Genomic DNA, 11,770 nt, shown 5'->3' on the forward strand with positions numbered 1-11,770 from the left:
ATGAATTTAAAACAACTTGTTGGCGAATATGCTGCTAACTTTGTAAAAGATGGAATGAACATTGGACTAGGTACAGGATCTACCGTATATTGGACGATACAAAAATTAGGTCAACTTGTACAAGAAGGACTATACTTTCAAGCTGTTCCAACATCAAAGGAAACTGAAGCTTTAGCAAAGCAACTAAACATCCCCCTGATTTCTTTAAACGACGTACAAAGTCTTGATCTTACAATTGATGGAGCGGATGAAATTGATTCCGATTTACAGCTCATAAAAGGCGGCGGTGGCGCATTACTTCGTGAGAAAATTGTTGCCTCCTCCTCTAAAGAACTCATTATTATTGCTGATGAATCAAAACTTGTGGCTCGTTTAGGTAATTTCCCATTGCCTGTTGAAATTATCCCTTTTTCATGGAAACAAACCGAAAGTAAAGTTCAATCTTTAGGGTGTCAAACAACGTTACGTATAAAAAATAATGAAACCTTTATTACCGATAATAATAACATGATTATCGATTGTATATTTCCTAATCATATATCTAACCCTGCTAATTTACACGAACAATTAAAAATGATTACTGGTGTAGTTGATTCAGGATTGTTTATAAATATGACAAGGAAAGCGATTATCGGTACTAAAAACGGGATAAAGGAACTATAATGAAAGCTGACTTTTTAAAGTCGGCTTTTTATTATTTTCTTCTTCTCTTTATAGCTATTTATTATGATATACTATGAAAACAAAAACTGATTACACTAGAAAGGACTGAACAATTTGCAATCCAAACTCATAACAAAACTTACAGATTTAGAAACTGCCTTTCACATTCGAAAAGAAGTATTTGTAAAAGAACAAGGTGTTCCTCTTGAAGATGAATTCGATACATTTGATGAAATTGGTGAAGAATGTAAACATATTTTAGTTTATTATAATGAACTTCCTGTAGGTACAGGTCGTATACGATTTGTTGATGGTGCCGGAAAATTAGAACGCATTTGTATTTTAAAAGATTATCGTACATACGGATTAGGTAAAGTAATTATTCAAACGTTAGAAGAAATTGCCCGTAGTAAAAAAGCTACAAAAGTGAAACTACACGGGCAAACACAAGCTGAAGGATTTTATAAAAAATTAAACTATCAAACTTCTTCCAATGTATTTATGGAAGATGGCATTCCACATATACTTATGACGAAAGTATTATCATAATAGAAAGGTTACTATATGAATTTACATGAAGTATTCTTATAGTAACCTTTTTTGTATCTTATTCGTTTTGAATTATTTTTGGTGGATATTCTAATATCATATCTATAAACCTTCAATTTGCTGGCAGTATAATGTTCCTACCGCTTTCGAGTTATTAAAACCAACGACCCGCAAGATGAAATTCTTGTACAAAAAATTTAATCCCCATGTATTGAGAGTCATACATTCATGTACCTAATAGTGACTTCTATATAAAATTAAAAATTGATACTATTACACCTACCCCTGTATTGCTGGCCAATTTCAAAATTTTTCAAGAGGACTATTTATATAGTTTTTATAATATATAACCTTTACAATTATTTAGATTGCATGATTTGGAATGCGGTATGCTATATTTTTTTCTTTAATGGTATTTGAACCCTCTGAATAAAGATCTATATCCCGTCAATATTCTCCTGTTTTCTCTTTAAAAACCTACCAAGTAGTTTGCTAATTCGGCTAGCTGCTTTTTTTCTATATAAAATTAAAAATTATCCGTAATAGTAACACTTCTGCACTTTGTACTATAAATTTTCATATATTGTATTATGCTTGTCCAAAACGTGAGATTATTACTTACGTTATCTAAATGAAAGAAAGGAGTGAAAATATGCTCTCATCTAGTCGTAAATTCACGCACTTTAATTGTGGTGCACAAGCCCCTAGTACACTACCTGCCCTTGGTTTTGCTTTCAATGCTACTTCACCTCAATTTGCAACATTATTCACCCCACTACTATTACCTAGTACAGGGCCAAATCCTAATATTACCGTTCCCGTAATAAATGATACAATTAGTATTGGAACTGGTATTAGAATTCAAATAGCTGGTATATATCAAATTAGTTATACACTAACAATTAGCCTTGATAATGTTCCCGTAGCACCGGAAGCAGCACGATTTTTCTTGACACTAAACTCATCAACTAATATTATTGCAGGATCTGGAACCGCAGTCCGTTCTAATATTTTTGGCACTGGTGAAGTTGATGTATCCAGTGGTGTCATTCTCATTAACTTAAACCCTGGTGATTTAATTCAAATTGTACCCGTTGAAGTAATTGGTACTGTAGACATTCGTTCGGCAGCGTTAACGGTTGCACAAATTCGGTAATAAAAACGCAATGTGAGCCGAAATATATTATTATAGATTCGACACACATTTATATTAAATAAGCATATTTTATTGTATGGTGACTATTTAGTCATACAAATTTAAAGCTTTCATAGGAGCACACTTTAATGTGTGCTTTATTTTTACTTAAAAACTAAAACATTCTCAAATTATATACATATCAAATAGCGTTTTCAATTATTTACGATAGCGGATGTTAACCTTTTGTACAAGCACTTTTTCCTTTTGTTTAATAATATATATTGATATCTCAAAGAAAGGAGAGTAACATAAGTATGGCAAATTATTTTTATAAAGATGGTAAAAAATATTATAAAAAACAATCACATTCGGACGATCAAAAAAATAACTGTTTTATTGAAACCCATACAATTGCTGGTTCTGCAGAAAATGCAAATGGAAATATACCTGTATCTGTTTTCCTTGAAACCACTGCTCCACAAACTGTATTCGAGGATTTTACAAACAATCATAATAAAACATTAATTCAGTTATTCGTCGTCGGCATGAGTGCACCCGTTCAAGTAACTATTCTCACAAGAAAATCTAGCCGCCCAATTACTACAACATTACAACCTGTTCAAACAAAAATATTTCAAGTTGAAGATTTTCAAAGTCTTACTCTTACAAAACAGGAAGGTTCTACTAGTATAGTTAGTTTATTTGTCCAAAAAACATTTTGTATTTGCTGTAACGAGAATAACGATTCATGTGATGAATATTATCAAGATTGCAATTAATAGATTCACTCACCAGAAGAACCCCTTTTATAAAGGGTTCTTTTTTTCACTCACCACATTTTTAAAAACATTTTAGAATCATACTCAACGATTTTTCTATACATTTCTCATTTCTCCTTTTTTATTATATTAACGCTTTTGTTTAATTACGGGACTTATCATCATTTAATGGAGGAAAGTAAAATTTATAAAAAAGACGACGCTGAATACGTCGTCTTTTTTATAAGCAGAAAAGTGAATTCTCAAGCTTCCTTTTTTTGCATCAAAGCCCATTATCTTTTATTTCATTTTGAGGTAAAACTTACACTGCTCTCCATAAGGATAAAGCATAAATCCAGTTTGGATCCCCATTTCCTTGATGATTTTGTACGGCTTCATACACTTTTCCTTCGTATAGGACTCTATCACCCTTTTTATACGCTTTCTTTGCATCCCACTCTCCATATGAAACGCTTTCAGTTTTTGTAGTAATTGTGAATATATCACTTTGTACGGATTCATTTCCAGCTACATCAACAGCTTTCACTACATATTTATAAGTCTTATTAGCGAGTAAATTATTATCCATATAAGAAGTCGTATTAGATGTTGCGATTTTTTTCATTGTTCCTTCTATTTCTCTATAAATATCGTAATGGTCTACACCAACATTATCGTCAGATGGACTCCACATTAGGTCCACACTTGACGCTGTCGTTCCCATACTATGTAATCCTTTTGGTTGTGTTGGTGCTTCTGTATCAGGAGCCTCAACTGTTGTTTTTGCTGTAAGCGCTGTACTTTCTTTCGATACATTGCCAGCTGCGTCAATTGCTTTTACAGTATAAGAGTATTCTGTACTTGGTTGTAATTTCTTATCAATAAAATGAGTGCCTGGTACGGTGTCAATCATCTCTCCGTTACGGAAGATTTGATACCCTTTTACTCCTACATTATCCGTAGAAGTGTTCCATGTTAGTTCTATACTATTCGCTGTTACTTTTTGTGTCTGAATTCCATTTGGAATACTTGGCGCTTCTGTGTCTGGTTTCACATTATTGATGAGATTTACATCAATTACATTATAGAACGCATTTGCTGTATCAGCTACATCCCATACAGCTAAAATCACATGGTAGCCACTACGATCCGTAGGTACATTGATTTTGTGTGCTACATTATTTGAAGCTGCGGAACCATCATGTTGTACAGTTCCAATTGGCTCAAAGTCTGCTCTTGTTAGTGCTTTATTTGGATTCCAGCCTATTTTAGTAATGTAGTAGTGCCATTTGCTTGTTAAATGTGGCGCTGTAAACTTCCAAGTAAACGTATTTTCTCCGCCAGTGATTGTATTTTTAAACCAACGATCCGCTGTTTGTTGATCCAAAATACCACCAAATTTTCCGCCTGCAGAAGCGATTTGTCCATCAACTGGACCAGCTTGCGGGAATCCTTTTGGTGCTTCTAAGCTTTGTGGTTCATACATAACACTTCCGCAGTTTACATTTAGTGCACCATAAGTTGGACTACATAAAGCGGAACGGCTGCCAGGCTTTTCAACAAAACCATGCGCGTAAGCATTTTGAGGAATAAGTGTCGTGCCGATAATTCCCGCTGTTAATGCAACAGCTCCTAGACTTTTTTTGTTCATTTTCATGTTCTGTAGATGTTTTAAAATTCGATTATTCATGTTCATGTCCCCTTCTTGTTATACTTCGTAGTGTAATGTGGGCTTTGATGTAAAAGAATAACACGAGACAATATTGTAGTGATGTATGCATAAGTTATGCATACACCGTAGTAAAGAAATATTTCATTCCATGTGATATATTTCACTTACTGAATATATCATGACATAGAAATTACCTAAACACGTGCAGAAGTTGTGCAGAAACAGTGAAATTATTACTAACACATAAAACTACATCTTAAAATTATAAAGTAAAAGTTCGCAATAGCAATTATAAATCTTGTAAAAAAAGGCCATATAAAAGCATTTTGTATAAGCGGATGGATTGCACCAAGTCTTCTCGAAATATTTCTTAATCAACTTGATATGCATAGTAATGTGAGATTAAATTTTTTGAAACACCCTTCCATTTCCATATTCAATATATATCTCTATTGGGTACGTGAAATTACTTATGTATTGCGAATAATCCTTAATGTTTCAAAATAGTCTCATAAAACTTGTCATACTCTTCATAGTATTGGATTTTTAATTTTTCTATTAAACTTGTATCTGGTGAAATAATGTCAATTACGTCTGTACTTATATACAGCAAATAAGTATCGTTATAAAAAGAAATATACGCTTGCTGACCACCACTAACGACATACTTGCAATATTTATATACTTCATCTTCATTGACACCTTTAATCGTAGTAAATATGATTGTACTTTCAAGATCATCAACGTCTACTTGCGTTTCGGTCCAATTTTTAATCTTCATGAACCTTCCAATTTTTGTTTTCTCATTTACTCTCTTACTTTTACCATATGTTATATAACCGGAAGTAAATGAAACGTCAATTGTATCGGGGCTTTTAAAAAGTTCAGTCAGTAGTCCTCTTAATTTTCTCAAATTCCCCTCAAATAATTCTATATCGAATCTAATTCTATTTTTTGCCTCCACTTGAAAAAATGGTGTAGCTGTCATATCTTCAAAATTCACATTTAATACTTTCATTCTTTCCATATAATTAATTCCTCGCTTCATATAACATAAAAGTGTCTACATCATTTAATATAGACACCCTTTCACATATATAGTTTTAATACCGGCCAGTAAATTTAAAAACTTCATCAACTGCTTGCGTATACCCACCTGATTTTCGGAGAGACTCCTTCAAATTCAAAGCAGCTTCTTTATATGATGGATTACTTAATACTATTTCTACACTTTTACTAAGTTTATCCGCAGTTAATCCTTGCATTTGCAATTTAACTCCTGCTCCGAGACTCTCTACTCGCTTTGCGATTACTGGCTGATCTGCATTTTGCGGAATTACAACGAGTGGAACTCCGTTATATAGTCCTTCATGCGTACTGTTCATCCCGCCATGTGTAATAAATAATTTTGTATATGTAAGTAGTTCAGTTTGCGGTACATAGTTTTTCACAATGAAGTTTTTAGGAATATCACCTAAATCACTTATTTTCGTTTTACTACCAATAGACATAACAATTGTATGTTTACTATTTTCGAATGCCTTCATACAAAGTTTATAAAAATTAATTGCTTCATTAAAAACAGTACCTAGTGAAATGTAAATCAGGCTTTGTTCTTCAATTGAAGTATAATCAAAATCTTCATTTTCCCCTTGTGCAGAAATAGATGGACCTACAAATTTAAATGTTTCATTAAACGTATTACCAAAAGGTTGGAACTCCTTAATCGTATACACAATAGTAAGCGGTGCTGGATTACAGAAAACTTCATACGGTGAATTTATTTCAACACCATATTTCCCTGCAATTTCTCTAGTTAAGTTTTGAAAATCATTATATATTCTATTCTGCACTTCCACTGGGATATTTTTAGAGAGATGGTCTAACATTTGTTTAAATGATTTTTCATCCTGCGCAAAAGATGTACAGGAATTTATGGCCGGAAGATTAAGAATTTGGGCAATTAAATGACCACAACCAAACATAGAATCGTGGATCATGTAATCAAAATATTCTCCTTCAATTTGCTCTAAAACACTAGGTATTACAATATCTGCTGTATGTAGAAGGCCGTTTATTCTTTCCTGTAAATAATTTCGACCACCGGAAAGAAATGCTTGTATAAATTTTTGATCATCTATTGTTCGTACAGTAGCACCTGTCTTCTCAATACGCTCCCTGAAAGCCTCTATTGAAAAATAAACGACCTCTTCACCGCGAGAAATCAGTTCTTCTACAACTTGTAATGTTGGATTTATATGTCCTTCTGATCCAGCGTTAATGAATAAAATACGTGCCATTCAAAATACTCCTTACATTTTAAAATTTCTATGTTGTAAAGAGTATGGATATTTTCCATACTCTTCACGGTATTTTATGTATCATTTTCCTGCTCAATTGACCTAGCAAGCCTAAAACCGAGATCGTCTATATGAAATGTAGGATGGCTACGACGGCGACAAGTCGCACCGCAACCTCTAGCTGCTTCAGCCCAACTACCACCACGAAAAATTCGGTACGATCCGTACACTTTTTCATCATACAAATCATAGCACCATTCCCAAACGTTTCCTAACATATCATAAAGTCCCCATGCATTCGGCTCTTTTTTACCGACGTCATGAATTTGTCCAATTGAATTTTCATTATACCACGCTATTTTCTGAAGTTCCCCATATGTATATCCCGTCGTACCTGCTTTACATGCGTATTGCCACTCTGCCTCATATGGCAATCGGTAGCCGTCAGATTCTATATTACAACTAACCTTTTTTCCATCATCACTAATAGAATAATACGCTGTTAATCCCGCTTGTTTAGAAAGTAAATTACAAAAAGCAATTGTATCATTCCATGAAATATTTACAATTGGTTTATTACTATCTTTATCATTATTTAATGTAGGATTTGTAATGGCATTATATATTTCCATTGTTACAGCATACTTTGCAAGAAGGAATGGTTTTATTTGAACTTGCCATTCTTTTTTTATTCGATCATCTCTTAATACTACCTCTCCTGCTGGAATTTCCATCATATTAGAATCAATCGAGCGAATGAATGTATTCAATAGTATCCCCCCATATTACTTCTTTTTAAAATCTAACTACTTATCGTACTTCTTCAAAAACCGTTTCACTTCATTTGGAGATTTTAAAATAATCACTTCTTTTCCTTTACTTAATTGATCTAGTCTTTTTAAAATGGCAGGTTTTTTCTTATTCGGATACTCCCATATCCATTTAAAGAATTGTAAATCTAGTCTTTCTTCACATCCGGCACCCATATCCGGTCTTGTTTTATTTCGATATTGTACAATTCTTTTAAAAGCACGATAAACACAAATCGTTCTATGAATATCAAGAAAGATAATTGTATCCGCTGCATTCAGTCTTAAATCCATCGTCCCGCCATAATTCCCATCAATAATCCACTCTTCTTCTTTAATTAAGTTTTTTTGAACTTTTCTTTGTTCTTCTCGAGGAACACCTTCCCAGTTCGCTTTCCAAAACAATGCATCAAGATGATGCACCTTAATATTTAGTTTATTTCCTAACTGCTTTGCTAATGTAGATTTTCCTGAACCACCAGAACCAATTAATATGATTTTTTTCATATTCATACGGTCCTTACTATAGATTCTTCAATATCTTCCTTATTTGCAAAAATCCAGAAGAACATCTCTTCATTCAACTTTAATAAATTTGGTAACTGAACAAAATAAGTAATAAAGATAACTTGAATAGAAAGCATGACATACCAAATAGATTGTAGTTCTTCTCTCGTTAAAATGCTTTGTTTATAATATCCTTCAAAGATTTTGCTGACAATATGTAACCATTTCCCTCTTCCTGTTTCATCACTAAATAGCTCACTTAATATACTTGTACAGCAGTAGCATAAATCGAATACTCTTACATTGCTTTCTAAAAGTTCAAAATCTATAAATCCTTGAAATTCATTGTCATGAAAAATCACATTCGATAAGTGCATATCACGATGAATAATTTGTTTTGGTAGTGGGTGAACCGTTTCTTTCAAAACTGTACGTATTTGATCCATTTTTCGAACGACATTCCGATGGACAGATGCATTCTTTTCTAAAATTGGTAAGGCCCATTTGTATACCACTTTATACAATTCTCTTTTTATTAACTCGTTAGCACTATTCATTGAATATAGTGCTTGATGTAAATTAGCTATCTTCTCTCCAATTGTACTTCCTAGCTCTTTTAGCTTTTCTGTATCTTTTATTTCTAGTACACTTCCACCAATATATTCGTACAAACAATAATACTTCTCTTTATAAAATACGTACCTTTCATCATTTCTCATTTTTACTAGTTTTTGTACTTTAACTCCTTTTTCATCAAGCTGTTCTAATACATTTAGTTCAACTAGAAAATGTTTTATCGATCCCTTTTCCTTTAAAATATACGCTTTATTATTACAGTAAATCTTCGTTACGTTTGGTTGAACTTCAATAGTTGTGATATCTTCATCTTCAAACCAAAACTTTGCAATTTCTAATATATCCTCCATATACAAATACCCCTTTTAAAATTCACTTATTTCTTCCGTAACATAAATTCACAAAGCATTCCTATCCCAACACCAATTGTATAAGCAACTACATCACTCCACAAAAATCCGTAACCTAAAACGAGTCCCCCTATAGTCGTTGCACGAATATTATCAATCCAAGGTGCATGGTACAATTGGCTAATTTCAATCCCGTAGCAAAATATTAAACTTATAAAAGCTAATTTCTTCGTTTCTATTTTAGGAAACAAAAATCCGAATCCAACGAAAATCATTAATGCCCATAAAGCATCACCTAAGTAATCATTTAATAAATGAGGTAACGCAAAAGCAAATTTTCTAGAACTAAGACCTAACATAATAACGACTATAGTAAACATTACATATAGTAATTGATTTCGTTTTATATTCATTTCAAAAGCTCCTAATTCATCATGTAAAACTGCAAATAGCTAGTAAAATACAATCATTTTACTAGCTATTTATTACTTGCTTTCATAATAAGAAAATGTGGATTTGTACTTAAATAATGATATGATTTTCTGTCTACTTCTCTCATCTTTTCAATCGGCTTCGGTTCCACTATTTTTTCTAATACAAAATAGTTTGTTGTTTCATTGATTATGTCTTGGAGCGACCTCCTAAAAAAACTAACTTCTATTGTAATATTTGGTTTAACCCAAGTATCTACTAATAATTGTTTTTCAAAATAATCTTCACATGTAAACTTTGTGAAATCCATAAAAGGATGATGAACGGAATATATAAGTTCTCCACCCGGCTTCAATACGCGCTGAAACTCTTGAAATACTTGCGTCCAATTTTCTAAGTAATGAAGAGTTAACGAACTTACAATGATATCATACGTATTATTTTCAAATGGCAATGTTTCTTGCAAATCGTGACAAAGGAACGTTGCTTTTTCTCCCATACTTTCTTTTACGGCTTTTACCATTTCAGGACTTATGTCAATTGCTGTAACGTTAGCCCCTCTTCCTACGAATTGAGAAGTATACCATCCAGCGGCACATCCAGCATCTAGTATTCTCTTCCCTTCTAGTTCCCTTGGAATAATCTCCATCATCGCAGGTCTTTCATAATAACTATTATATGGATTTGCCAAATCTATATTTTCTTTATATGTACTCGCTAATTTATCATACGTATCTTTGACTGCGTCTTTCATTATATCCACCCCTAATACATATTAATCCATTAACTCTTGCTGCTTTTTCTTTGAAAATGATTGTAGTACTAACTCATACGACCAATCGATCATTTTATTAATTTGCTCCTGTTCTACTCCCTTATGTATATACACTGTATTCCAATGTTTCTTATTCATATGATACCCTGGAATTATTGTGTCTGGATAATCTTCTCTTATTCGTAAAGCGAGCTCAGGATCACATTTTAATGTAATCGCAGCTTTTTCACCTTCTTCATGGTTCACTATCGCAAATATTTTATTATTGAGTCTCATACATGTTGCACTCCAGCCATTTGGAGAATCCTCTGTCGCTTTTCTTTTTGATAAACAATATGCTCTCGTTGCATTCATTTTAAATGGCACCTCTTATTTTTTCACTATTTGATTACGATGCATCACAATTTGCTTCGTCGTTTTAAATTGCTGTTCCCCATAAAACTTTATGAGTTTCTCTCCGCAAAATAGACTAACAATATCAATATGAGATATCTCTTCCAGTAACATTGTAAGCATATTCTCTCCAATGCCTTTATTTCTTACACTTTCATGTACGACAACATCTTCTATGTACGCTCGAAAAACACCATCTGAAACGACTCTAGCAAACCCAATTAACTCATTTTCTTTCCATACCCCAATTGCTATGCTATTCTTTAACATTTTTTCAATATCGATTTCTTTTCTTTCTGGCCACCAACCGACAGAGTCGTAAAGCTTCTTTATTTTCTCTGCACAAATTGGTCGTTCATGTTGTAATTTATACGTGTACATATTCTTTCTCCCATCAACTAGTATACATAATATTATTATAATCTCTTTTCTAAAAAGTGTTGACTATACCCTTTCGGATGATCTTCAACGACACCATATTCTCGGTAGCCGTGCTTTTTATAAAATTCCGGTGCTTGGAAACTAAATGAATCTAGTAATATGAGTCTACATCCTTTTTCCTTCGCAATGTCTTCGATTTTATGTATCAGTTGACTTCCATAACCATCATGACGAACGGATTCATCAACCCATAAAAAATCGATATGAAGATGATAAAAATACATCGTTCCTGTTACGCCGCCAAAGATTTTTCCTTCCTCATCTTTCACTACAAGGCTTACTTGTTCCATCGGCTGCTTTACTTCATCTGTTAAGATGGACATATTATATTGAATGACTTTATTTCTAATGTATTCTCCTTCATTACGAGTACCATTCTCTATGTGTTTCATATATATTTCTTCCTT

At 32.9% G+C, this 11,770-nt stretch carries 15 protein-coding genes; 4 read left to right on the forward strand and 11 right to left on the reverse strand.

Features of this window, described 5'->3' with window-relative positions:
• From rpiA to MHB70_RS12470, 4 genes are all read left to right on the forward strand, one after another.
• Positions 1-663 (forward strand): ribose 5-phosphate isomerase A, encoded by a 663-nt coding sequence (rpiA, locus tag MHB70_RS12455; protein ID WP_001050008.1) that lies wholly within the window; start codon positions 1-3, stop codon positions 661-663.
• Positions 664-777: 114 nt separating this feature from the next.
• Positions 778-1,212, forward strand: a complete 435-nt coding sequence (locus MHB70_RS12460) for a GNAT family N-acetyltransferase (protein WP_061529403.1) — start codon at positions 778-780, stop codon at positions 1,210-1,212.
• A gap of 652 nt (positions 1,213-1,864) precedes the next feature.
• Positions 1,865-2,368, forward strand: coding sequence for an exosporium protein ExsF (gene exsF, locus MHB70_RS12465; protein WP_000953228.1), 504 nt, complete (start codon positions 1,865-1,867; stop codon positions 2,366-2,368).
• Positions 2,369-2,664: 296 nt separating this feature from the next.
• Positions 2,665-3,129, forward strand: coding sequence for a hypothetical protein (locus MHB70_RS12470; protein ID WP_000024959.1), 465 nt, complete (start codon positions 2,665-2,667; stop codon positions 3,127-3,129).
• Positions 3,130-3,430: 301 nt separating this feature from the next.
• On the opposite strand, the gene MHB70_RS12475 is transcribed toward MHB70_RS12470, so the two are convergent.
• The 11 genes from MHB70_RS12475 to MHB70_RS12525 form a co-directional block, all read right to left on the reverse strand.
• A complete protein-coding gene (locus MHB70_RS12475) occupies positions 3,431-4,798 on the reverse strand; it encodes a lytic polysaccharide monooxygenase (protein ID WP_001065212.1) in 1,368 nt (455 codons plus the stop codon).
• Positions 4,799-5,270: 472 nt separating this feature from the next.
• A complete protein-coding gene (locus MHB70_RS12480; RefSeq protein ID WP_000440724.1) occupies positions 5,271-5,807 on the reverse strand; it encodes a hypothetical protein in 537 nt (178 codons plus the stop codon).
• A 76-nt stretch (positions 5,808-5,883) separates the two neighbouring features.
• On the reverse strand, positions 5,884-7,080 hold the full coding sequence (locus tag MHB70_RS12485; RefSeq protein WP_000101094.1) for a macrolide family glycosyltransferase: 1,197 nt from the start codon (positions 7,078-7,080) through the stop codon (positions 5,884-5,886).
• Between the two features lie 74 nt (positions 7,081-7,154).
• Positions 7,155-7,850, reverse strand: coding sequence for a formylglycine-generating enzyme family protein (locus MHB70_RS12490; RefSeq protein ID WP_001091311.1), 696 nt, complete (start codon positions 7,848-7,850; stop codon positions 7,155-7,157).
• A 36-nt stretch (positions 7,851-7,886) separates the two neighbouring features.
• A complete protein-coding gene (locus tag MHB70_RS12495) occupies positions 7,887-8,396 on the reverse strand; it encodes a DNA topology modulation protein (RefSeq protein ID WP_002106312.1) in 510 nt (169 codons plus the stop codon).
• 2 nt (positions 8,397-8,398) lie between these two features.
• A complete protein-coding gene (locus MHB70_RS12500) occupies positions 8,399-9,322 on the reverse strand; it encodes a phosphotransferase enzyme family protein (RefSeq protein ID WP_000389476.1) in 924 nt (307 codons plus the stop codon).
• 26 nt (positions 9,323-9,348) lie between these two features.
• Positions 9,349-9,735 (reverse strand): ribosomal maturation YjgA family protein, encoded by a 387-nt coding sequence (locus MHB70_RS12505; RefSeq protein WP_001022590.1) that lies wholly within the window; start codon positions 9,733-9,735, stop codon positions 9,349-9,351.
• A gap of 65 nt (positions 9,736-9,800) precedes the next feature.
• The gene (locus tag MHB70_RS12510; RefSeq protein ID WP_000650683.1) at positions 9,801-10,508 is read right to left on the reverse strand and encodes a class I SAM-dependent methyltransferase; all 708 of its coding nucleotides are present in this window, start codon (positions 10,506-10,508) and stop codon (positions 9,801-9,803) included.
• Positions 10,509-10,529: 21 nt separating this feature from the next.
• A complete protein-coding gene (locus MHB70_RS12515) occupies positions 10,530-10,883 on the reverse strand; it encodes an MmcQ/YjbR family DNA-binding protein (RefSeq protein WP_000994632.1) in 354 nt (117 codons plus the stop codon).
• Between the two features lie 15 nt (positions 10,884-10,898).
• Positions 10,899-11,303: a GNAT family N-acetyltransferase gene (locus MHB70_RS12520; RefSeq protein ID WP_061529402.1), complete on the reverse strand. Its 405-nt coding sequence runs from the start codon at positions 11,301-11,303 to the stop codon at positions 10,899-10,901.
• 35 nt (positions 11,304-11,338) lie between these two features.
• Positions 11,339-11,755 carry a GNAT family N-acetyltransferase gene (locus MHB70_RS12525; RefSeq protein ID WP_000680421.1) on the reverse strand — a complete coding sequence of 139 codons (417 nt, stop codon included), beginning with the start codon at positions 11,753-11,755 and terminating at the stop codon, positions 11,339-11,341.
• Between the last annotated feature and the right edge of the window lie 15 nt (positions 11,756-11,770).

This window comes from Bacillus sp. FSL M7-1020, assembly GCF_038050415.1.
Taxonomy (GTDB): Bacteria; Bacillota; Bacilli; order Bacillales; family Bacillaceae_G; genus Bacillus_A; species Bacillus_A toyonensis.

Coding starts and splice junctions, on each gene's coding strand:
- rpiA (WP_001050008.1), top strand. CDS start 1: ATGAATTTAAAACAACTTGTTGGCGAATATGCTGCTAACTTTGTAAAA.
- exsF (WP_000953228.1), top strand. CDS start 1,865: ATGCTCTCATCTAGTCGTAAATTCACGCACTTTAATTGTGGTGCACAA.
- MHB70_RS12470 (WP_000024959.1), top strand. CDS start 2,665: ATGGCAAATTATTTTTATAAAGATGGTAAAAAATATTATAAAAAACAA.
- MHB70_RS12475 (WP_001065212.1), bottom strand. CDS start 4,798: ATGAATAATCGAATTTTAAAACATCTACAGAACATGAAAATGAACAAA.
- MHB70_RS12480 (WP_000440724.1), bottom strand. CDS start 5,807: ATGGAAAGAATGAAAGTATTAAATGTGAATTTTGAAGATATGACAGCT.
- MHB70_RS12485 (WP_000101094.1), bottom strand. CDS start 7,080: ATGGCACGTATTTTATTCATTAACGCTGGATCAGAAGGACATATAAAT.
- MHB70_RS12495 (WP_002106312.1), bottom strand. CDS start 8,396: ATGAAAAAAATCATATTAATTGGTTCTGGTGGTTCAGGAAAATCTACA.
- MHB70_RS12500 (WP_000389476.1), bottom strand. CDS start 9,322: ATGGAGGATATATTAGAAATTGCAAAGTTTTGGTTTGAAGATGAAGAT.
- MHB70_RS12505 (WP_001022590.1), bottom strand. CDS start 9,735: ATGAATATAAAACGAAATCAATTACTATATGTAATGTTTACTATAGTC.
- MHB70_RS12510 (WP_000650683.1), bottom strand. CDS start 10,508: ATGAAAGACGCAGTCAAAGATACGTATGATAAATTAGCGAGTACATAT.
- MHB70_RS12515 (WP_000994632.1), bottom strand. CDS start 10,883: ATGAATGCAACGAGAGCATATTGTTTATCAAAAAGAAAAGCGACAGAG.
- MHB70_RS12520 (WP_061529402.1), bottom strand. CDS start 11,303: ATGTACACGTATAAATTACAACATGAACGACCAATTTGTGCAGAGAAA.
- MHB70_RS12525 (WP_000680421.1), bottom strand. CDS start 11,755: ATGAAACACATAGAGAATGGTACTCGTAATGAAGGAGAATACATTAGA.